The 22,074-nt window shown below is 40.5% G+C and carries 23 protein-coding genes; 14 read left to right on the forward strand and 9 right to left on the reverse strand.

Going from position 1 to position 22,074, the window contains the following annotated elements; all coding sequences use genetic code 11:
- The first annotated feature begins 1 nt into the window (after nt 1).
- The 8 genes from RDV63_RS03125 to alr all read left to right on the forward strand — a co-directional run bounded on the left by RDV63_RS03125 (nt 2) and on the right by alr (nt 7,381).
- Nucleotides 2–1,036 carry an ABC transporter ATP-binding protein gene (locus RDV63_RS03125; RefSeq protein ID WP_313908042.1) on the forward strand — a complete coding sequence of 345 codons (1,035 nt, stop codon included), beginning with the start codon at nt 2–4 and terminating at the stop codon, nt 1,034–1,036.
- A 153-nt stretch (nt 1,037–1,189) separates the two neighbouring features.
- Nucleotides 1,190–3,136 carry a diguanylate cyclase gene (locus RDV63_RS03130; protein WP_313908043.1) on the forward strand — a complete coding sequence of 649 codons (1,947 nt, stop codon included), beginning with the start codon at nt 1,190–1,192 and terminating at the stop codon, nt 3,134–3,136.
- Nucleotides 3,137–3,363: 227 nt separating this feature from the next.
- Nucleotides 3,364–3,741: a 30S ribosomal protein S6 gene (gene rpsF, locus RDV63_RS03135; protein WP_313908044.1), complete on the forward strand. Its 378-nt coding sequence runs from the start codon at nt 3,364–3,366 to the stop codon at nt 3,739–3,741.
- A gap of 9 nt (nt 3,742–3,750) precedes the next feature.
- Nucleotides 3,751–4,056, forward strand: a complete 306-nt coding sequence (gene priB, locus RDV63_RS03140; protein ID WP_313908045.1) for a primosomal replication protein N — start codon at nt 3,751–3,753, stop codon at nt 4,054–4,056.
- 11 nt (nt 4,057–4,067) lie between these two features.
- On the forward strand, nt 4,068–4,295 hold the full coding sequence (gene rpsR, locus RDV63_RS03145) for a 30S ribosomal protein S18 (RefSeq protein ID WP_070050292.1): 228 nt from the start codon (nt 4,068–4,070) through the stop codon (nt 4,293–4,295).
- Between the two features lie 19 nt (nt 4,296–4,314).
- Nucleotides 4,315–4,767, forward strand: a complete 453-nt coding sequence (rplI, locus tag RDV63_RS03150; RefSeq protein ID WP_313908046.1) for a 50S ribosomal protein L9 — start codon at nt 4,315–4,317, stop codon at nt 4,765–4,767.
- Nucleotides 4,768–4,904: 137 nt separating this feature from the next.
- The gene (gene dnaB, locus RDV63_RS03155) at nt 4,905–6,293 is read left to right on the forward strand and encodes a replicative DNA helicase (RefSeq protein WP_313908047.1); all 1,389 of its coding nucleotides are present in this window, start codon (nt 4,905–4,907) and stop codon (nt 6,291–6,293) included.
- The gene (gene alr / locus RDV63_RS03160) at nt 6,293–7,381 is read left to right on the forward strand and encodes an alanine racemase (RefSeq protein WP_313908048.1); all 1,089 of its coding nucleotides are present in this window, start codon (nt 6,293–6,295) and stop codon (nt 7,379–7,381) included. The genes dnaB and alr overlap by 1 nt, the downstream gene beginning before the upstream one ends.
- A gap of 29 nt (nt 7,382–7,410) precedes the next feature.
- Here the strand turns inward: alr and RDV63_RS03165 are convergent, their stop codons facing one another.
- From RDV63_RS03165 to RDV63_RS03175, 3 genes are all read right to left on the reverse strand, one after another.
- Nucleotides 7,411–7,875: a chemotaxis protein CheX gene (locus RDV63_RS03165; protein WP_313908049.1), complete on the reverse strand. Its 465-nt coding sequence runs from the start codon at nt 7,873–7,875 to the stop codon at nt 7,411–7,413.
- Nucleotides 7,876–7,947: 72 nt separating this feature from the next.
- Nucleotides 7,948–8,388 (reverse strand): transcriptional repressor, encoded by a 441-nt coding sequence (locus tag RDV63_RS03170; protein WP_313908050.1) that lies wholly within the window; start codon nt 8,386–8,388, stop codon nt 7,948–7,950.
- Nucleotides 8,389–8,466: 78 nt separating this feature from the next.
- A complete protein-coding gene (locus RDV63_RS03175; protein ID WP_313908051.1) occupies nt 8,467–8,682 on the reverse strand; it encodes a hypothetical protein in 216 nt (71 codons plus the stop codon).
- A gap of 212 nt (nt 8,683–8,894) precedes the next feature.
- On the opposite strand from RDV63_RS03175, the gene tadA reads away from it, so the two are divergent.
- A complete protein-coding gene (gene tadA / locus RDV63_RS03180; protein ID WP_313908052.1) occupies nt 8,895–9,383 on the forward strand; it encodes a tRNA adenosine(34) deaminase TadA in 489 nt (162 codons plus the stop codon).
- Here the strand turns inward: tadA and RDV63_RS03185 are convergent.
- On the reverse strand, nt 9,346–9,516 hold the full coding sequence (locus tag RDV63_RS03185) for a hypothetical protein (RefSeq protein ID WP_313908053.1): 171 nt from the start codon (nt 9,514–9,516) through the stop codon (nt 9,346–9,348). The two genes, tadA and RDV63_RS03185, sit on opposite strands and share 38 nt — an antisense overlap.
- Nucleotides 9,517–9,531: 15 nt before the next feature.
- Nucleotides 9,532–11,001: a membrane-bound lytic murein transglycosylase MltF gene (gene mltF / locus RDV63_RS03190; RefSeq protein ID WP_313908054.1), complete on the reverse strand. Its 1,470-nt coding sequence runs from the start codon at nt 10,999–11,001 to the stop codon at nt 9,532–9,534.
- Nucleotides 11,002–11,151: 150 nt separating this feature from the next.
- Between mltF and purL the strand changes: the two genes are divergently transcribed.
- Nucleotides 11,152–15,045: a phosphoribosylformylglycinamidine synthase gene (purL, locus tag RDV63_RS03195; protein ID WP_313908055.1), complete on the forward strand. Its 3,894-nt coding sequence runs from the start codon at nt 11,152–11,154 to the stop codon at nt 15,043–15,045.
- 124 nt (nt 15,046–15,169) lie between these two features.
- On the opposite strand, the gene RDV63_RS03200 is transcribed toward purL, so the two are convergent.
- Nucleotides 15,170–16,588 carry a DUF3300 domain-containing protein gene (locus RDV63_RS03200; RefSeq protein WP_313908056.1) on the reverse strand — a complete coding sequence of 473 codons (1,419 nt, stop codon included), beginning with the start codon at nt 16,586–16,588 and terminating at the stop codon, nt 15,170–15,172.
- A 164-nt stretch (nt 16,589–16,752) separates the two neighbouring features.
- Here RDV63_RS03200 and RDV63_RS03205 point away from each other — a divergent pair, with 164 nt between their 5' ends.
- Both RDV63_RS03205 and RDV63_RS03210 read left to right on the forward strand, forming a co-directional pair.
- Nucleotides 16,753–17,673, forward strand: a complete 921-nt coding sequence (locus tag RDV63_RS03205) for a glyoxylate/hydroxypyruvate reductase A (protein ID WP_313908057.1) — start codon at nt 16,753–16,755, stop codon at nt 17,671–17,673.
- A gap of 2 nt (nt 17,674–17,675) precedes the next feature.
- The gene (locus RDV63_RS03210; RefSeq protein WP_313908058.1) at nt 17,676–18,281 is read left to right on the forward strand and encodes a GNAT family N-acetyltransferase; all 606 of its coding nucleotides are present in this window, start codon (nt 17,676–17,678) and stop codon (nt 18,279–18,281) included.
- Nucleotides 18,282–18,594: 313 nt separating this feature from the next.
- On the opposite strand, the gene smrA is transcribed toward RDV63_RS03210, so the two are convergent.
- A complete protein-coding gene (smrA, locus tag RDV63_RS03215; RefSeq protein WP_313908059.1) occupies nt 18,595–19,173 on the reverse strand; it encodes a DNA endonuclease SmrA in 579 nt (192 codons plus the stop codon).
- Between the two features lie 71 nt (nt 19,174–19,244).
- A complete protein-coding gene (locus RDV63_RS03220; RefSeq protein WP_313908060.1) occupies nt 19,245–19,532 on the reverse strand; it encodes a YgjV family protein in 288 nt (95 codons plus the stop codon).
- 250 nt (nt 19,533–19,782) lie between these two features.
- Between RDV63_RS03220 and RDV63_RS03225 the strand changes: the two genes are divergently transcribed.
- Complete coding sequence (locus tag RDV63_RS03225; protein WP_313908061.1) at nt 19,783–20,184, forward strand: hypothetical protein; 402 nt, start codon at nt 19,783–19,785, stop codon at nt 20,182–20,184.
- A gap of 10 nt (nt 20,185–20,194) precedes the next feature.
- On the opposite strand, the gene RDV63_RS03230 is transcribed toward RDV63_RS03225, so the two are convergent.
- A complete protein-coding gene (locus RDV63_RS03230) occupies nt 20,195–21,526 on the reverse strand; it encodes a M20/M25/M40 family metallo-hydrolase (RefSeq protein WP_313908062.1) in 1,332 nt (443 codons plus the stop codon).
- Nucleotides 21,527–21,642: 116 nt separating this feature from the next.
- On the opposite strand from RDV63_RS03230, the gene RDV63_RS03235 reads away from it, so the two are divergent.
- Nucleotides 21,643–22,026 (forward strand): response regulator, encoded by a 384-nt coding sequence (locus RDV63_RS03235; protein WP_313908063.1) that lies wholly within the window; start codon nt 21,643–21,645, stop codon nt 22,024–22,026.
- Nucleotides 22,027–22,074: the final 48 nt, after the last annotated feature.

Raw genomic sequence — 22,074 nt, forward strand, 5'->3', positions numbered from 1 at the left:
TATGCTAGCTTTACAACAGGTTGCTATTGCATATAGCGCAGATACTGTAGTTAAAAATGTTAGTTTTGCTTTAATGCCAGGCCAAATTGGTTGTTTACTTGGCCCTTCTGGTTGTGGCAAAACGACCTTGCTCCGAGCTATTGCAGGTTTTGAACGCCTTAAAACAGGCAGTATAGTATTACAAAAAACTGAAGTGAGCAGTGGCCAAAAGCATATTAATCCTGAACAGCGTCAAGTTGGTATGGTATTTCAAGACTTTGCTTTATTTCCACATTTGTCAGTTGCCGATAATATTAGCTTTGGTTTAAATCGTGCAAGTAAAACTGAAAAAGCGGATAAAGTAGGGGAACTCCTGCAATTAGTAGGTTTGCCAAATTTAGGTAGTCGCTTTATGCATCAGTTATCTGGGGGGCAGCTACAGCGAGTGGCTTTAGCCAGAGCCTTAGCGCCAGAGCCTAAAGTCTTATTGCTTGATGAGCCCTTTTCTAGTTTAGATGCAGAATTACGTGAGAGTTTAGCTCATGATATTCGTAATATTTTAAAACAGCTGAATATTACTGCCTTGTTAGTTACCCATGACCAGCATGAAGCTTTTGCTATGGCTGATATTATCGGAGTAATGTCTGATGGTGAGTTGCAACAGTGGGCCACGCCTTATGAATTATATCACCAACCTGTTAATCGCTTTGTTGCTGATTTTATTGGCAGGGGAGTATTGCTGCCAGGTAGGGTAATAGAAGATGGGCAAGTAGAAACCAGCCTTGGCACTTTTACCCAGCATTATACTAATGTTCTAGTAGAAGGTGCTAGGGTTGATGTGTTAATTCGGCCTGATGACATTGTGCATGATGACCACAGTGCTATTACAGCAGCAGTATTAGAGAAGACCTTTCGTGGCTCGCATATTTTGTATAAGTTACAGTTAAAAAGTGGTGAAAAAGTACAATGCTTAGCGCTAAGCCATCATAATCATGCTATAGGTGAAGCTATAGGTATTAGGCTAGATTTGGATCATTTAGTGTTATTTCCTGCTTAAGTTTAGTTGTAAAACTAAAGTTGGTATTACCTTAATAGTTAAGTTATGCTTAAACGCATATAGGTTTTATTGATTGATTAATATGACTTAATTTTAAAAAGGTAAACAATGCGATTTAAAGTATTCGTCATAGTTTTTACGCTTAGTATACTTATGCTGCTACCTACATCTGTATTATCTGCAGATCGCATTACCATTGAAAATTTAGAAAAACTTGAAGCTTTACCTGCTGAATATGAAGCTTATACCTATGCCCAAAGAGTTGAGTGGTTAACCAATACTATTAATCAATCAACTAACCCAGTAAATAACTATCGTTTAAATAGAGAGCTAGCTTTTCAACATATTGAAGTTAGCGCTAACGATTTAGCCGATGCCGCTTGCCAATCGACACCACCTGAAATATTTGATTTAACTTATCGTTTTGTCTGTTTATCGGCGTTAAAAAATAATGATGACATTAAATTGGTTAAGCTATTAGAGCTGCAAAAAGATGCCTTTACGGAAAGTGATATTACTATAGCAGCAGAAACCTTAAGTCTTATAGCTTGGGTGCAATCTAGCACCGGAGACATAGAGCAAGCCTTTAATAGTTATGAAATTGCCTTACCTCTGGCAGAGCAAGTAAGCGTTTATTTGCTTAATGATATAACATTAAATTTAGCGACTATTTATATTGTCCATGGTGATGACGAGTACGTCACTAAAGGTATTAACTTAATTCTTGAATCTATTAATCGTCTCAATATTATGCGTCAAGAGGAGCCAAATGCCGCGAATTATGTTGCAAGAACCTTAGCCAGAATTCATTTTAACCTTGGTATAGCTTATACCCTGCATCGTTCAGATTATAAAGAGGCTTTAAAATGGTTTGGGCTTATTGACCCGGAAGTTACTATTTTAAGGGAGTCAGTTTTAGTTTTTTCAAGCTTAGCTTATGCCGAACTTGGCAATTCAGAACAGGCCAAACAGTATCTGCAGCAATCGTTTTCAGCACCCAGTAGCGCCTTGTTTAATTCAGATTATTTGCAGTGTTACCAACAGTTAATCCAGGTTAAGTTGGCAATATCATTTGAAATCAATGACTGTGAGCAGCTAAATGAAAACACAGTACTTGAAGTGCAGTTAGATCTTTTTAAACGCATGATTGAATCTAGTTACTCAGAACTGAGTATGCTGGGGCTTAAGAAGTTTTATGCGTTATATCTAAACCGTTTACGGCCATTACTAAAACAAAACTCAGCAAAATCTGCTTCTAGAGCTGAGTTAAGTCGTTTGCAGCAAGAGTCTAGGCTAAAAGGTGAGTTGATTGAAAAAGAAAAAGCATTAACAGCAGCGACAAAAGCTAAAGTGGATAGTCAACATCAACTGACTATCGCAATAATATTAGTGTTTTTACTTATTATCTTACTAGTATTACTACAATTAAAACAAAAACAAAAATTGGCTAACCAATTTGCCAAATTGAGCTTATTTGATCGCTTAACCGGGTTACATAATCGATATTATTTTGAACAAAATATTGAAAGAGAGATTAGCTTTGTAAAACGAGCTAAAGATGATAATAAGTATAACCCAATAGCTATCTATCTTTTTGATATAGATCACTTTAAAAAAGTTAATGATACTTATGGCCACGATATTGGCGATAGTGTACTTAAAGAGTTTTCAAGCAGAATAAACAAATCTATTCGTGAGTCAGACATGTTTATTCGCTGGGGAGGTGAAGAATTTTTGTTAGTAGCAAGGTTGTTTGATACGGCAGACTACCATCGCATTGCAGAACGAGTACGAACGACTATTTGTGAAACCGAGTTTACAGTTAAGAATAACCTTAGTTTAAAAATTAGTTGTACAGTAGGAGGGGTAATTTACCCTAACTCTCCACGAGAAAGACTGGATATTCCTTGGCCCGAGTTAGTAAAACTAGCTGATAATGCTCTGTACATGGGGAAAAGACAGCAGAGAAACTGTTGGGTCTGTATTGATGAGGTATTGGAACCCAATTGTTTTAATTTAGTATTGCAGCAAGAATTAGAACAGTCGGTTACAAATAAATTAGTATCTATTAGCCACTCAATGACTAAGCCTTTTCCTTAACGTTACCTTTTAAAGCTTATTAGGGGTTAATTTAATGAGTTAAGCTGCTTAGCTTGATATTAACTCTGCAAAGGCATAATTAGCTAGTAAGACTTGTCTAAAATATCGCTTGTTTTTTGACTACTAACTCCGTACTATATGCGACCTTCGGCCATACACTAACGTTCCTTGCCTCTATGAGAACCAAGGCCGAGTTCTTTGAGGCTTACTAACCGTAAGGAGCTACAATGCGTCATTACGAAATCGTTTTTATGGTTCACCCTGATCAGAGTGAGCAAGTACCTGGTATGATCGAGCGTTACACAGGCGCGATCACTGAAGCGGGTGGTTCTATTCACCGTCTTGAAGATTGGGGCCGTCGTCAATTGGCTTACCCAATCCAAAAGTTACATAAAGCACACTATGTGTTAATGAACGTGGAAGCTCCACAAACTGTGATTGATGAGCTGGAAACTAACTTCCGCTATAACGACGCAGTATTACGTAACCTAATTATGCGCACTAATGAAGCCGTAGTTGAGCCATCTCCAATGGCAAAGGTTCGTGACGAACGTCGTGAGCGTGCTCCTCGTGAAAATGACGAGCCGGTAGCAAACCAAGAGTAATATTTGTTTATGGATAATTGCAGCGTGCTTGTTGGTAGCTTATGCCGCCAGCCAGAACACAGCGAAAGTCCAGCGGGGATCCCGCATTCAGTACTAGTATTAGAACATCGCAGTATGCAGCAAGAAACCGGCTTACAAAGGCAAGTTTATGTTCGGATACAAGTGGTTGCTACTGGCGCTGAATTTCAACCGATAACTCGAAAATTAACGTTGGGCGATACACTTAAAGTGACAGGTTTTTTAAGCCGCCACCAAAGTCGCAGTGGACAAGCAAAGCTAGTACTGCACGCGCAACGCATTGAACAAATAAGTTAGGAGACAGACATATGTCACGTTTTTTCCGTCGCCGTAAATTCTGCCGTTTTACTGCAGAAGGTACTGTAGAGATTGATTACAAAGATACCGCTGTTCTGAAAAACTATGTTACAGAAAGTGGCAAAATTGTACCTAGTCGTATTACTGGCACCAGCGCTAAGTATCAGCGTCAATTAGCTCGCGCTATCAAACGTGCTCGCTACTTGGCTTTACTGCCATACAGTGACTCACACAGTTAATACGAAAGGGGTATAAGCAATGCAAATTATTCTATTAGACAAAGTCGCCAATTTAGGTGGCCTAGGTGATAGTGTAACGGTTAAGTCAGGTTATGCTCGTAACTTCTTATTCCCACAAGGAAAAGCAGTTCCAGCGACCAAAATTAACCTTGAAAAGTTTGAACAGCGTCGGGCTGAATTAGAAGCTAAACTAGCTGCTGATTTAGACGCTGCTAACGACCGTGCAACTAAACTTGTTGAATTAGCTGAAGTAACTATTGCTTCTAAAGCTGGTGATGAAGGTAAGTTGTTTGGTTCTATCGGTACGCGTGATATTGCAGATGCAATTTCAGAAGCCGGTGTTAGTGTTTCTAAAGCTGAAGTTAAATTACCTCACGGTACTTTACGTGAAACTGGCGAGTACGAAATCGACGTTCAGTTACACGCAGAAGTAACAGCAACCATTAAGTTAGTGGTTATTGCTGAAGCTTAATATGCTTTAAAGCGCACTACTATTGTAGTGCGCTTCTCCCTAGCTACTCCTATTACAAAAATATCTATTACTTTACTTCTTATTCCGCGCTGAGCAGGGTAGCATTATGCTGTCTAATGCAAACAGATACAGGTGTTATGAGTAGTTCAAAAGATAAACAAGTTGCTGCGGTTAAAATGCCGCCCCATTCTATTGAAGCTGAGCAGTCGGTACTTGGCGGCTTGATGTTGGACAACGAAGCCTGGGATCGGGTGGTAGAGAAAGTTGTCGAACAAGATTTTTATTTGCGCGCCCACCGTTTTATTTTTAATGCTATGTGGCACTTAGCTGAGTCTAATCAGCCCATTGATATTATTACTGTCTCAGAAGCACTAGAAGCGAATCATAAACTTGAGGATGTAGGTGGCTTTGCTTATTTAGGTGAGATTGCTAAAAATACCCCTAGTGCCGCTAATATTCTAGCTTATGCCGTTATAGTGCGAGAGCGGGCAGTGGTTAGAGATATGATTTCAGTCGCCCATGATATTGCTGATGCTGGCTATGATCCACAAGGTAGAAGTAGTGCTGAATTACTCGATTTTGCTGAAACTAAAGTATTTAAAATTGCTGAGCAGCGGGCTGATGCCAATGAAGGCCCTGAATCTATTAATAATATTTTAGCTAAAACTATCGATAAAATTGATGAGCTATTTCGTAACCCAAGTGATGGCGGTTTAACCGGTATTTCTACTGGTTATGTTGATCTGGATAAAATGACTAATGGCCTGCAACCTTCAGATTTAATTATTGTTGCCGCTCGCCCTTCTATGGGTAAAACCACTTTTGCGATGAACTTATGCGAACATGCTGCTATAACTAGCGATAAGCCGGTATTAATTTTTAGCTTAGAGATGCCATCTGAACAAATTATGATGCGTATTTTGGCGTCATTAGGCCGCATAGATCAAACCAAAGTGCGCACTGGTCAATTAGAAGATGAAGATTGGGCAAGGTTATCTTCGGCCATAGAGCTGTTAAATAGTAAAGGCAAAATGTATATCGATGATGCATCAGGTTTAACACCAACAGAAGTACGTTCTCGGGCTCGTCGGGTTGCGCGTGAGCATGGGGGGTTAAGTATGATAATGGTCGATTACCTCCAGTTAATGACAGTGCCTGGTTTAACTGAAAACCGTACTTTAGAAATTGCCGAGATTTCGCGCTCATTAAAAGCTTTAGCTAAAGAGTTAAAAGTGCCCGTAGTGGCTTTGTCGCAGCTTAACCGTTCATTAGAGCAGCGTTCAGATAAACGGCCTATCAACTCGGATTTACGAGAGTCGGGCTCTATAGAGCAAGATGCTGACTTAATTATGTTTATCTATCGTGACGAAGTCTATAACGATGATAGCCCCGATAAAGGCACTGCAGAAATTATAATAGGTAAACAACGGAATGGGCCTATAGGACGTATGCGCTTAACTTTTCATGGCCGTTTCTCTCGGTTTGATAACTATGCAGGCAGTTCACGTTTCGAGGACGAGTATTAATGAATCGGCGACCTCAAGCGCTTATTAACTTACAGGCTTTAGAGCATAATTATCTACAGATCAAACAACTTGCTCCTAATAGCAAAGTATTAGCAGTATTAAAAGCTAATGCTTATGGCCATGGCATGCTGGCAGTTGCTTCAGCGTTAAAACAAGTTGATGCCTTTGGCGTGGCACGTATTGATGAAGCGTTAGCCTTACGTGGCGGCGGCGTGGTTAAGCCTATCGTATTGCTAGAAGGCTTTTTTCATGTTGATGAACTAGAGCAGATTGTTGCCTCTAATTTACAAGTAGTCATTCACCATAGTGCCCAAGTAGATGAGCTATTAGCGGCTAAACTAGATGCGCCGGTTAGAGTGTGGTTAAAAATTGATACTGGTATGCATAGGCTAGGCATAATGCCAAATGAGTTTGCTGCTATTTATCAGCGCTTAATGGCCAGCAGTAATGTGCAAGGGCCAATGCGACTAATTACTCATTTCTCTAGTTCTGATGATGTCTCTAGCGAGGCAACGGTAAATCAGTTAGCGTTATTTCAGAGTATTACCACCGATGTTAGTGCAGAGCATTCGTTGGCTAATTCTGGGGCAGTATTAAATTGGCCTGATACACATGCCGATTGGATAAGACCTGGCCTATTATTGTATGGCGTATCACCTCTGCAAGGCTACACGGGGCGCGATCATGGTTTAATACCTGTAATGAGCTTAGTTAGTAGTGTTATCGCCGTGCGTGACTTGGCACAGGGCGAGACTGTAGGCTATGGTAGCAGTTGGCTGGCAGAAAAAGCTACCCGTTTAGCTGTGGTAGCTATGGGCTATGGTGATGGTTATCCGCGAGCAGCGAGTAATAAAGGTGAAGTGTTAATTAATGGCCAGCGTTTTGCCATTGTTGGCCGAGTATCAATGGATATGATAACGGTCGATATTGGCTCAGCCGCTGTTTGCGTTGGCGATGAAGTTATTTTTTGGGGTGAAGATTTACCCGTAGAATTGTTAGCAGAAAAGGTCGATACTATTCCTTATGAATTGCTTTGCAACATTAGCAGCCGAGTACAATTTAGTTACAGCAATCAGCCTGAAACTTAAGGTTTAATGACATTAAACACTAAAGGCGCTTACTTATCAAAACTGACTTCAATATGTACTTTGCCAAAATCGGAATCGAAAGGCATTAAAATTTTCGCGCCTTCTGACTTATGAGAAATAGTATGGTTTTTACCTGAGACAACAACAGGTGTAGCCATAGTAAATTCATAGCCTTTATCGCCTAGAAGGCGTTTAGCCCCGCCAGTAACCATATTAGTAATTTCGCCCACCATATCAGTGACATCTTCGTTTATGCCATTAGGGCGCTCGCCTAGCATTCTAAACATAAGCTCTATGGCTAGAGGAGCTTCAAAAGTGATTGAAAATGAGCCTTTAACTTGTGGGCCTATCATACCGATTAAACCAGAAACATCTCCTCTTGCTATCTCATCTGTTTTAAGTCTAGGTTTACCAGGGATGATTTTAGTATTAGCCATAGTGCTAAGCACATTTACTAAAGAGGACAGAAAAGGATTAATAAACTCTACATTCATATCTCAGCCTATTGATATATCGATAGTTTAAAATAGCGAATTACCAACAAAAAATAAAACTTTATTAAACAGTTATTTATTATTGTTACACTTTTTACATAACCCATGAGCTTCTATGGTCTGGTGCGAAATACTAAAACCAAGCTCTTGGGCTTGTTGGTCAAACTCTTGTTGCAATACATCAGAGTGTAACTCATGGACATTACCACATTGAGTACAGACTAATAGTTGCGCTGGATGGTGTTCATCAAAGTGATGACAGAGTAAAAAAGCATTACTCGACTCAATTTTATGAATAAAACCTTGTTCAGTTAAAAATTCTAAGGCTCTATATACTGTTGCTGGTTTAGCGGCAGTTTCAGTTTGTTTTAGTTGTTCAAGTAATTCATAGGCACCAATGCCACCATCAACTTGTGCTAAGAGGCGAAAGACTTTCTCTCTTATTGAAGTAAAACGGGCTCCATTATTTTGACAAACGGCGCGAGCACGAGCAACTAATGATTCTGTATGCATATATAGCTCCAAGTAGCAATTATCGGCAGTGTACCATAACAGGATATAACTGCCATACTGGAGCTATAGCAAGATGATTTACTTCAAGCTGTCGATTTGTTCTTTTAATTGATATGATTTGTCAGTGACGATGGTTTCTAGTGTTGCGATACGTTGCTTAAGGCTATTAAGCTCCAATTTCAAATCATCAACATCTTTGCTGCTAGTTTTATGTTTATTTTTACTATGCACTTCATAAGCTGAATAAGCTAAACCGCCAATAATCGCAATAGCAGCAATTTCAAATGGTCCCATAGTGTTTTCTCCCTGATGATATTTTAACTAAGTAAAGTGTAATTTATATATGGTTAAAGCAAAGCTAATGCCATATTTATAAATAATTATAAAACAAAGGCTTACCTTTTTTTGCGTTCTTGCTGAATTAATTTAAAGTAATAAAGTGGCTAAATTAACTAAAATATAGTGGTAAACTTAACTTAACGTCTAGTGATAAATTGTAAGCCATTATGAATGATGAAACTTGGATGCGTCATGCTATAGACTTAGCCGCCAAGGCGGAAGCTATAGGTGAAGTACCCGTAGGTGCAGTTTTAGTTAAAGATAATCAGTTGATAGCCGAAGGATGGAATCAAATGATTAGTACTCAAGATCCCTCTGCCCATGCTGAAATGCAAGCAATACGTGCTGGTGCGAAAAAATTAAATAATTATCGACTAACTGATTGCACCCTCTATATTACCTTAGAGCCTTGCAGTATGTGTTCTGGGTTAATGGTGCATAGTCGGATTAAGCGTGTCGTCTTTGGTACTCATGACTTGAAGACGGGGGCTGCTGGCTCAGTATTAAATATTGTGCAGCAGGTTGAATTTAACCATCAGCTTGAAGTGGTCTCAGGTGTATTAGCACAGCAGTGTTCTGAACAATTATCTGCATTCTTTCGCCGACGAAGAGCAGAAATTAAAGCGGCGCGTCAGCAAACTCTTGTTGGCGAATAAAACCATAATAATGACGGCGACGTTGATGGCTTTTTACTACAGCGATATGGCGTTTTACTTTGCGTCTATTGGCTGAAACATGAGACTGGCGACGGCGCTGTAGTCTAAGTAAGTTATTGTTTTTTATTTGCATAGGCATCCTTAATTCTTAAAAATTGTTATGTTCGGGTTCAGGCTTAAGAGCACTCTCTGGCTCAACCTCTGGTGTAATAGGCGGCAGTGTTACTGAGTCAAGCTGTTCACTTAAGCGAAGCTTTTGTTGTTCTATTCTTTGTTCTGCTTGTTGGCGTTCGTCTACCCAGAGCAAGGTATCATAATAGCGACGAATATTTTCAACATAAGTCACGGCTTCATCGCCTCTAGCAAACCCATACTTAGTGTGTTGATAATAACGGCGTTGTCGCAGTAAAGGTAACTGTGGTTTTACTTCGAGCCATTTGTCAGGATCTGCGCCCATAGCTTGGCTAAGTTTACGGGCATCTTCAACATGGCCCCAGCCTATGTTGTAGGAAGCTAAAGCAAACCATAATCGATCGGGCATAGCGATCCGCTCAGGAATACGGCTAAATAAACGATGCAAGTAACGACTACCACCTCTAATGCTCTGTTCGGGATCAAGCCGACTGGTTACGCCCATTTGTTTTGCTGTTGGCAAGGTTAACATCATTAAACCACGCACCCCAGTAGGGCTTTTTGCCACTGGGTTCCAATGAGACTCTTGATAACTAACCGCGGCAAGTAAACGCCAATCTAACTCACCTGAGTAATGCTCAAACCAAGGCCGATACTGGGGCAAAGTTTGTTCTATGGCGTCGATATAAGCTAAAGTATCAACATAATCAAACTCTTGCACATGGCCAAAATATTTATCTTCTAAGGCAATTAAATTACCATTTTGATAAACATTACCAAAAAACTCAATTAACACCGTAAATAAAGAATCATCGTTGTTATCTGCTAGTAACCAGCTAACGGGAAGATTATCTTTGACCGTCATAGCTAAGCTGAGTTTAGGGTAAAACCGTCGGTTTAATGCTAGCTGGTTAGAGTCGGTAATAGTATAAGCAACTTCGCCATCTATAACTTGTTGCAAGATTTCGTCAGAATCTAAAATGGGTTCTTCTTGCCAGACTAAATCAGGGTTTTCTTGTTGTAATTGACGTAAAGTTTCAGCATGGCTACTGTCTTTTACTACTATAGGCGCGGTTAATTCACTTAAAGAACGAGGCCAAGTCTCGCCTTGGCGAAATACTAATACCTCATTAATCCAGCGATAAGCAGGGGTGGCTCTAAATTGTGCTTGTCGCTGCTCGGTTAAAGTTAAACCTCCTGCTATATAGTCAACTTTACCAGTGGCCAGTTTTTGCAGTAAGTCTTCTAATTGATAACTAGGAAATAACTCTAACTGAACACCAAGTTTATCTGCTAGGGCTTGGCTAAGCTCTAACTCAAAACCAATAGGGCCATCTACCCCAACATAATAACTGGTTGGGCCATGCAAAATGCCTACTCTTATACTATCACGAGCATAAATTTGTTTTAATTGACTAGAAGGTTGTTCAGGGGAACAGCCAATTAATATAATTAATAATAGTAACCAAAAGCTACTTTTTAGCATGAATTCTCACTTTTACGTCATTCTGAGCGCAGTTATAGCAAACTTCTGGTCATGAGTCAGTGTTTACTCATACCACTTTGCAAGAAATTTCATTATAATGATGCGCCTGTTTTAGGTTCCATCGTCGTTCAACCAACGGAAACCAAGCCTATGTTGATCCTGCGTGGTGCACCAGCACTGTCTGATTTCAGAATCCAAAAGCTACTTGAGCAAGCTGCTCAAAGTGGTTTAGCTATCAGCAATATTTATGCTGAGTATTATCATTTTGCTGCTGTGTCAGCGCCCTTAAGCGCTGAAGAGCAACAAACCCTTAATAAATTACTGACCTATGGCCCTAGTATTGCCAGCCATGAACCACAAGGCCAGTTACTAGTAGTCACACCACGGCCTGGCACTATTTCGCCATGGTCATCTAAAGCGACCGATATTGCCCATAATTGTGGTTTACAGCAAATTCAGCGCTTAGAGCGCGGTATTGCCTATTATATCAGGGCAACGGCTGATTTGGATCAAGTGCAATTACAACTGTTATCCACTTTACTTCATGACAGAATGATGGAAACAGTTTTTAGCCAGTTAGAGCAGGCTAAAGCATTGTTTCAACAGGCAGAGCCAGCTGAGTTAACCTCAGTTGATATCCTTAAAAATGGCCGCCAAGCTTTAGTGGAGGCTAATAATGCTATGGGGTTAGCCTTAGCAGAAGATGAAATTGATTATTTATATGAAAATTTCATTAAATTAGGCCGTAACCCTAATGATATTGAATTATATATGTTTGCGCAGGCTAACTCTGAGCACTGCCGACATAAAATTTTTAATGCTGACTGGACTATAGATGGTGTTGAACAGCCTAAATCGCTGTTTAAAATGATTAAAAACACTTATCAGCAAACACCTGATTATGTTTTGTCTGCTTACAGCGATAATGCTGCGGTAATGGAAGGCTCTACTGCTGGTCGTTTTTTTGCCCAGCCTGACACTCATAATTATCAGTATCATCATGAGCCTATCCATATATTAATGAAAGTGGAAACCCATAACCACCCTACTGCTATCTCACCTTACCCTGGCGCTGCGACAGGTTCGGGCGGTGAAATTCGTGATGAGGGCGCTACCGGTATTGGTTCTAAGCCTAAAGCGGGTTTAGTGGGCTTTTCAGTATCAAACTTAAGAATACCTGGCTTTGAACAGCCATGGGAAACTGATTTTGGTAAACCAGATCGCATAGTCTCAGCTTTAGATATTATGTTAGAAGGGCCTCTAGGTGGCGCTGCTTTTAATAATGAATTTGGTCGGCCAAATATCTTAGGTTACTTCCGCACTTACGAAGAGCAAGTGCTTAGCCATAATGGTGTTGAAGTTCGTGGTTATCATAAACCAATCATGCTTGCTGGTGGTTTAGGGAATATTCGCCAAGAGCATGTGCAAAAAGGGGATTTATTACCAGGCTGCAAATTAGTGGTTTTAGGCGGCCCAGCGATGAATATCGGTTTGGGTGGTAGTGCAGCATCATCTATGGCATCGGGAGAGTCTGCTGAAGATTTAGACTTTGCCTCAGTGCAACGTGAAAACCCAGAAATTGAACGCCGCTGCCAAGAAGTTATCGACCGTTGCTGGCAAATGGGCAAAGATAACCCTATTGTATTTTTACATGACGTGGGCGCGGGTGGTTTATCTAATGCTTTCCCAGAGTTAGTTAATGACGGTGGCGTTGGCGGTAACTTTGAGTTGCGCAAGGTACCTAATGATGAACCGGGCATGTCGCCATTACAAATTTGGTGTAATGAGTCGCAAGAGCGCTATGTTATGGCGATACCTGCTGACAAGATGGCGATTTTTGAAAAAATATGTATACGTGAGCGGGCGCCTTTTGCTGTGGTCGGTGAAGCCACTTCAGAACGGCATTTAACCCTAACCGATAAGCATTTTGGTAATACTCCTATTGATTTACCATTAAATGTTTTATTAGGCAAACCTCCTAAAATGCATCGTGATGTAGTCAGTGCTCAAGCTGCAGGTGAGCCATTAGCATTAACTGATGTAACGGTATCTGATGCAGCAGAGCGGTTATTGCGCTTACCAACTATTGCTGAAAAGTCATTTTTAATCACTATTGGCGATCGTTCGGTTACAGGTTTAGTGGCACGGGATCAAATGGTTGGCCCTTGGCAAGTACCGGTAGCTAACTGTGGTGTAACAGCAGCAAGTTACGACACTTACCATGGTGAAGCCATGGCAATGGGTGAGCGTACGCCAGTAGCCTTGTTAGACTTTGCGGCATCTGCTCGCTTAGCAGTCGCTGAAGCGATTACTAATATCGCTGCAACAGACATTGGTGGCTTAAAGCGAATTAAACTATCTGCAAACTGGATGGCCGCAGCGGGTCACCCAGGTGAAGATGCTGGTTTATATGCGGCAGTAAAAGCTATTGGTGAAGAGTTATGTCCAGCACTGGAAGTGACTATACCGGTTGGTAAAGACTCAATGTCAATGAAAACCCAGTGGCAGCAAGAGGGTGAAGAAAAAACCGTTACATCACCTTTATCATTGGTCATTACTGCCTTTGCTCGAGTAGAAGATGTGCGCAAAACGGTTACACCTCAGTTGCGAACTGACAAGGGTAAAACTCACTTAGTGCTAATTGATTTAGGCGCTGGCCAAAATCGTTTAGGCGCTTCGTGTTTAGCTCAAGTATATAAGCAATTAGGCAAGACGCCGGTTGATTTAGACAACCCTGAGTTGTTAATTAACTTCTACCAAGCTATTCAGCAACTAACTACAGAGCAAAAGCTATTGGCGTACCATGATCGCTCTGATGGTGGTTTGTTTGTAACTTTGGCAGAAATGGCTTTTGCTGGTAAAGCCGGTTTTAATGTTGATATTGCTGCCTTAGGTGCAGATGATTTAGCGGTATTGTTTAGCGAAGAATTAGGTGCAGTTATTCAAGTGTCAGACGCTGAGCTAGCCTATGTACAACAAGTTTTAGCGCAACATAATTTAGCTGAGCTAAGTCATGTTTTAGGCACAGTTAATGACAGTGACGTATTAAATATTAGCCGCAAACAGCAAAGTGTGTACAGTGAAAGCCGTACTCGTTTACGCTGTATTTGGGCTGAAACTAGCTATCAAATGCAGGCATTGCGAGATAACCCTGAAACAGCAAAACAAGAGTTTGCTGCTAAAGCGGATAAAACGGATCCCGGCTTAAATGTAAAATTAAGCTTTGACTTAAATGAAGATGTTGCTGCACCTTATATCTTAAAAGGTGCAGCGCCTAAGATAGCTATCTTGCGTGAGCAAGGTGTTAACTCGCACGTTGAAATGGCCGCTGCCTTTAATCGGGCTGGGTTTAGTGCCATTGACGTTCATATGAGTGATATCTTAGCTGGTCGCGTGCAACTAACAGATTTTAATGGTTTAGTAGCGTGCGGTGGTTTCTCATACGGTGACGTTTTAGGCGCGGGTGAAGGTTGGGCTAAATCTATTTTATTTAATCCACAAGCTCGTAAGCAATTTAGCGACTTCTTTGAGCGTGACAGCACCTTCTCTCTAGGGGTGTGTAACGGTTGCCAGATGATGTCTAACTTAAAAGAGCTGATCCCTGGCGCCGATTTATGGCCACATTTTGTGCGCAATAAATCAGAGCGCTTTGAGGCTCGAGTAAGCTTAGTTGAAATTCAACAAAATCCATCATTGTTCTTTGCTGGAATGCAAGGATCTCGGATGCCAATCGCCGTATCACACGGTGAAGGTCATGCTGAATTTGCTGATAAAGCGGCGTTTACTAAAGCTGATCAAAGTGGCACTGTGGCGATGCGTTTTGTTGACCATTATGGTCAAGTTACTGAGCAATATCCATTAAACCCTAATGGTTCAGTTGCAGGTATTACGGCGTTAACTTCTGCCGATGGTCGTTCTACTATTATGATGCCACACCCAGAGCGAGTATTCCGTGCGGTAGCTAACTCTTGGCAGCCTGATGGCTGGCAAGAAGATAGCCCTTGGATGCGGATGTTCCGTAATGCGCGAGTCTGGTTGGGTTAAATTACCGCTAGAACAGTAAAAGAGTAAAAAAGCCGATCCTTATTAATAAGGGTCGGCTTTTTAATTATCGACAATGTTTTATACGTTAACTCGCTGTTGGCTAATAGCGCTTCAGTTCCTAGTTTTAATCAATATTACGATGTTCTTGGCGCCGCGTAGTGATGGTTTGTCTCTGTGCTTGCGACCGAGATTCGCGTACTACAGATGGCGTTACTTGTCGTTCTGGTGCATTTCTTATCTGCGGTGCAGGGCGAGTTGGTGGGTTAGCTCTTTGCTGCGGTATTGATTGGCGAATCTGGGGCTGACTGCTAGCTTGTTGCTCACGCAGCTGTGAGGTATTAATAGGCTGTTTTCTCACGTTAATACGCGTATCTTCAGTTTGCTGAAAGCGACGGGTATGAATTTGTTCTATCGGCTTAACTCTATCAACCGGCAGGGTATTATCGCGAGGGGCAGTACGTATCTCGCGCGTAGTTGTTGTATTATCGCGATCGCGGCGATTATTAATAACAGTATCTTGCCGGCTATGACTTCGATTAGGCACAGCTTGATTAATATTGCGATGTGGGATCGCAACTTGCTCAGCTGAACGACGCTGATAAGTTGGTCTTGTTTCCCGTGTTTGGCTATTAACGTGGCGATTATTGGTATTAGCTTGGCCTTTGTATTCACGAGTAGACTGTTTTGGACCATAACCACCATTATAGCGTTCATTTAACCGGTTGTTACGATAATGAACACCGCGACGATGATAACTATCATGATACCAGCGGTTACTGGCGGTAAAGTGCACCCTACGTCTTGGATAATAACGTGGCGGTGCATAATAATAGTTATGATTAACTATTATATGGCGCTGATGCCAGTCAAATACACCGAAGTAGAACCAAGGATTTACATTAACACTGACCCCCCAATTAAGGGAGCTTCTGTTATAACGGGTTGCAGCATTATGCCAATAAACCGGTGGGTAAGCCGGCCACCACCAGTTACCATAAACAACACGAGTGTCATAAACCGGCACATAGATAACTTCTTTGCGAGCAGGCTCTATAATAATAACGTCACGCTCACGTTCAACAACTAGATGTTTAGTGTCGTTTAAAAAGCCTTGTTTATCTGCTTTTTGCCGTAACAACTGCACGCGAGCGAGTACTGTAGTTTCATCTTGTAAAAAGGCTTCTCCTAGTTGTTCAGTCCAGCTTAAATCGTCACTTAAGCGAGCCAAAATTTGCGGAAAAGCTATTAAGGCTTTAACGCTAGGGTCCCAGTTTTCATCTTCTACAGCATTAACTGCAGCTTGGCTGCTTAGCTTGCTATTGCGCTTGGCCCAGCGGTCAGCTTGTACCACTTCTAATGGATAAGTCGCAGCAATTATAATATGGGTTAATACTGTGTCAGGGTAGAGTGCTATGGGGGCGAGCATTTGATCCAGTTCTGCTTCAGAAATGGTATTATCTGCTGCTATAGCAGTGACAGGGCTAAGGAGCAGCATTAAGCAAACTGTCATCGCATAACTTAATTGCATCAGTAAGCGTTTCATTTCAGCTTCCTCTTTGCTATCGCGGCACTGTATATATATATAATACTGTTGGCGATATTTTGTTCAATTAATATAACTTATAGGCTTTAGCAGCTGAATTGAAACTGAACTTTACGAAAACTTTACATTCATCAGTTGCATGCAAAATAATTAGTGGTGACTTTATGAGCATAGCATTAATCATACCTGATCGGGACTTAACCGACCTGCAGCAGCGTTTACAACAGGCTTTACCGCAAACTAAAGTTGAAATTTGGCCTAATGTTACTGAGGTTGAGCAGGTAAGCTTTGCCTTAGTGTGGAAGCCCCCTGTTGGCAGCTTATCAAGCTTGCCTAATTTAAATGCTATTCAGTGTTTTGGCGCTGGTGTCGACGCTATCTTTTTAGATAAAGCTGTACCTTCTGTACCCATTGCCAGAATTATTGATGACAGGCTTAATCAAACTATGGTTAATTACTTAGATGCAATCGTTAGTCACTATAGGTTGCGTTTTGATAGGTTTAGCCAACAGCAACAACAGCAAGTATGGAAGCCCAAAAGCCCAAGAAAGTTAGCCAATATTTGTATTCTCGGCTTAGGCGAGTTAGGTACAGCTGCTGCTAAGCACTTTGTCAGCTTAGGTTATAAAGTTAGTGGCTGGTCTAGGCGAGCCAAAAATTTGAGCCAAATTAGTTGTTATCATGGTGATGCGGAGTTAGCTATGGCAGTGGCAGAAGCGGATGTTGTTATTTGTTTATTACCTTTAACTGCGCAAACCGAAAATTTACTAGATGCTCAGGCTTTTGCTAAATTCAAAAATGATAGTATTTTTATTAATGTAGCCAGAGGAGCTATCGTTGACGATCAAGCATTAATAGCGGCCCTTAATAGCGGTAAGTTACAAGCAGCCTGCTTAGATGTATTTCGTCAAGAGCCTTTACCTACTGACCACCCATTTTGGCAACACCCAGCTATTTTTATTACCCCACATATTTCTGCAGTGACTAATATAGAGTCAGCCATAGAGCAAACTGTTATAAATTATCAACGTCAACAGCAAGGTTTAGCCATGCTGAATCTTATTGATCGAACTCAAGGTTACTAATAATGGCAACCCCTAAAGTGAATAAATCAAATGAAACCTTAGTAACTACCTGGTATTTAGATTATCAAGGTCCAGCTCTAAACCCCGTGACTTGGCCAACTGGAGTGCAATTAGTAGAGGCTGAAATCGTCTGTCCTGAATTAAATCAGTTCTTTTTCAGAACAGTGGGTGGCCCTTGGCGCTGGTATAGCCGATTAAATTGGAGTTATCAGCAATGGCGGACGTATTTAGAGCAACAACAAGTAAGAACTTGGCTGTTGTGGAACAAGGGGACGCCAGCTGGATATATTGAGTTGGTGAAACATCAAGACAATAGTGTAGAAATTATGTTTTTTGGTTTATTACCACAGTTTGTCGGTCAAGGACTAGGTAAAAAGCTAGCTCAACAAGCGGTATATTTAGCCAATGCTTGGCAAGCAACAAAAGTATGGTTACACACCTGTAGTGCTGATCACCCAGCTGCTTTACATAACTATCAAAAAGTTGGCTTTGTTATAACAAACAGCCAAGAAGCATTAGAGCAACTGCCAACTATCGATGATAAACAGCTTTTAACAGAAAATTTTGTCTATAGTTCTTTAGCCTTTCATGCCAAAAGTGCTGGCTAAATAATCAGTTATTGTTTAGTTGTTACAACTTCTTTAAACTACTGAGCGGCTTAAGGAAACTTAAGCTAGTTAATAAAAATAACAAAGCGTGACTGAGGTTAGTAATGAGTAAAGCGTCCAGTCGTGGTTTTGGCTTTACCGCAATCGCCATAGTAGTAGTTTTAATGGCGTTATCAGCATTTTTGACCAGAGCCGAAGCAGCCTTACTCTACTTGTAAGTTATTTTAATAAGTAGAATATTGAAGCTGTAGGAATCTAGAGGTCGAACGGATTGACCAACACAGCCCCCAATTCAATTGGGGGCTGTTTTATTTTAACGCTTACTGTGTCGTTCACGGTTCTCTAACTTTTGTTGCTGATTTTTTTGTAATAAGACATAAGTAGCAGAATAGCCGCCATGATGACGTTGTGCTGTATTACAGGCTAAAACAATTGGCATCTCGGGTAACCATTTAAATACGTAACTGCGTAATATTGCTGGATGAGGTTTGCTCTTTCTACCCATACCATGATGAATAAGCAAAGTGCGAATACCTCTTTGTTGGCAATCAGTAATAAAATTGAATAATTGGCTACGGGCTTCTACTAAGGTCTTACCTAGTAAGTTTAGTGTGGCATCAATTTGATATTTGCCTAGCCTTAGGTTGCGATAAACACCATCTTGAACGCCATCTTTTTTATAGGTAAATGGCTCATCAGGCTTAACTAAATCGACATACTCCATACTAAGATAGTTTGGATCATATTCCATTTCTTGCTCAGCAGCTTTTCGTCTAGCTTGTTGAGCTAGAGTAGGAGTAAATTCACCACTAGATTGCAAGACCTCATCTTGGGTTAGTGGGGTAACCCCCAGCATTTCCTGCAAAAACAAATCTGAATCATTGTTAGCCATATAAGCCCCCATTTTAACTACTAGGGGGATTATAGCGTTAAGGTAAGTGCGAAAAAAGTATTGGTAGAGTGTTACTCAGGTAGTGCTGTCACAGTTTGGTTGACTAGAGTAGTTTGTTGCAGTGCTTTTTCAGCTCTTTTAGCTTTTATAAATCGCATAATATAATAAGCATTGATTAACAATACTAATAAATTTGAAATTACACCTTGCAGAATGTCAATGTGACTGTAGTAAACAAATAACATACTACAACCAATAAGTGTTGCTAGGCGTAAACGGAATACATCCTTAATAAAGAATGCTCCAATACAGATAACTAAGCCAACCCAGCTAATAATATCAAAAAATAAATTTTCCATATCTGCACTGCCAATATTTTAAGGTGAGGTTTAATTGGAGGCATTATGCTGTTGAAACCCAATTTGCTCAACTGAGTAATATTGCAGCATACGCATTAGTTTTAGTAATCAAAGATACTAGGGTTCTGCTAGTGTTATTGAGTTGGATTTTCTCGTATAAAAGCAAGGCTAGTTAGTTTGTTGAGCAATAAAGCAGCGGTTTAAATAGCTGCTATACTTAAAGGCCATGTTGTTGTGCAGGAGGCACGCTATGGTTCCGTTAAAGTTATACGAAGTTAAGCCGTATATTTATTTTCTTGCTGGAGCAAGCATTTTACAGTTATCTATTGTCACTGATTCTTGGTTTGGGTTAAGTGCTGCATTCTTATTGATGGCTAGAGGAGCAACAATTTGGGTGTTACGCTCTTATAATCGTCGTTCAGATGGGGTTAAAAATAAAAACTTAGGCACTTTGCCTTTTTGGTTGTATGAATTATTACCTTTTGTCTATGCAATTGTTGCAATAAGCATTTTTACTATTGCTGACAATGCTTACTTATATCCATCAGCTGCAATATTGTTAATTGTATTTATTCAGTTGTATTTTTTACGTACTTTATATCGTAAGCATCAGCGGCCTGGCGCTAAACTTTCTCGCCAGGCGCTACGTTGATTAGATAAACTTACTGTCGTAAATCTATATCACTGTTGGCGACGGCTTTAGTCGTGATTATCCAAGCAGCTAGGTTTTGCGCTAAAGCTTCAGCATTTACTTTATCAAAAGTGTCGTTAGCGGTGTGATGGTAATCAAAATAATCAGTACCGTCTTGCAATAAAGTAACTACAGGAACACCAAGGGCTTTAAGTACAGATACATCTGGGCCACCATAAGCATCATTGTTACCTAAGCTGATGTCTAAGTGAGCTAACTTTTTATGTAAATCAGCAATAAAGGCTAATGACTTTTCGCCCACGCCACTGTCTAAACGCCAAATACGATCGGCACCAAAATCAGACTCGGAAGCAAAAACATGTTTATCTAAGTTATTAGCATGTTTAGCAGCATAAGCTTTAGCACCTAATAAACCGCCTTCTTCATTACCAAATAAAACTACTCGGATAGTACGTTCAGGTCGGCCTTGTTGTTTTATTAAAGCACCGACTGCCATCACTAAGCCCACACCAGCAGCATCATCCAAAGCACCAGTTCCTTGATCCCAAGAGTCTAAATGAGCGCTTATAAGCACAATTTCATCGGGCCGAGTGCTACCTGTAATCTCAGCAATGACATTATGGCTTTTTACTGTACCGGGTAATTTATTTTGCATAGTTAAATGCAAGGACAAGTTCGGCTCTAGCGCCAACATTTTTTCTAATTGAATAGCATCAGGTACCGAAATAGCTGCAGCAGGTATACGGGTTACTTTATCGCTATAACGCATAACGCCTGTATGGGCAAAGCGATTTAAGCTAGTGCCAACTGAACGGATAATAACAGCCTGAGCTCCCAGTTTTGCGGCTTCGATAGCGCCTTGCGAACGAACACCAACCACTTCACCATAAAAGTTACCCTCTTGGTCTTTTTCCATGCTTGTATTAATGAAAACGATTTTACCTTTGACGTTTTTTGCTGTCGCTTGCTTTAATTGCTCTAAACTCGCAAACATTACAACATTACTGTCAATGCCATTTACGGGTGTGGCAATAGAGCCACCTAAGGCAGTTACTACTAAAGATTGATGAAAAGGCGCTTTAACCGTTAATGAAGCTGCACCACGTTGCCAATATGGCATATCAAAAGCTTCTCGCCATACTTTATCGTAGCCAAGAGCGGTTAAGTTCTTTTCTGCCCAAACTACGGCTCTTTCATCTGCGGCACTGCCAGCAATGCGCGGGCCTACCTCTACAGTTAATGATTCTGTAAGCTTGTATGCTAAAGAGTTGTCTAGTTTTAACTCATTAGCTGACAAGTTTATACTAATTGCAGCAATCAGCATTGTTAACCAAATTTTCATGTTTTAATTATATCCTTAGGTTAATAGTGCTGTAGACTTTAGCATTATTAGTAGCCTTCTACAGTAAGAATAGTGTAATTTATATCTAGTCAATTGGAATGACATGGAGTAGCAGGATGCAACAACAGCTAAGTATGCGGCCATTACGAGCTTTAATTATTGATGATATGACAAATATCCGCCAGCACTTACGGCAGATATTACTGCAACTAGGCATCCATGATGTTATAGAGGCTAAAGATGGTAATAGTGCTGCATTGCTATTTAATAGACACAAGCCAGAATTAGTTTTTCTTGATCTGCAATTGCCTGATATAAACGGTCACTTGTTATTAAAGCAATTTAAGTTAAGTCGGCAGCAAACAGAAGTATTTATTGTTTCAGCTTATTCTACGGTAGATAATTTAAAGCAAGCCTTAGAGCATGGCGCTAGTGCTTTTATTGTTAAGCCAATATCGGTACAAAGAATTACTAAACTTGTACAACCACTATTAATTTAAGTTGAAGCTAAGTAAATCAGTCTTCTATTTTCTAACATGTTTAATTTA

It is taken from the genome of Rheinheimera sp. MMS21-TC3 (genome assembly GCF_032229285.1).
GTDB lineage: Bacteria > Pseudomonadota > Gammaproteobacteria > Enterobacterales > Alteromonadaceae > Alishewanella.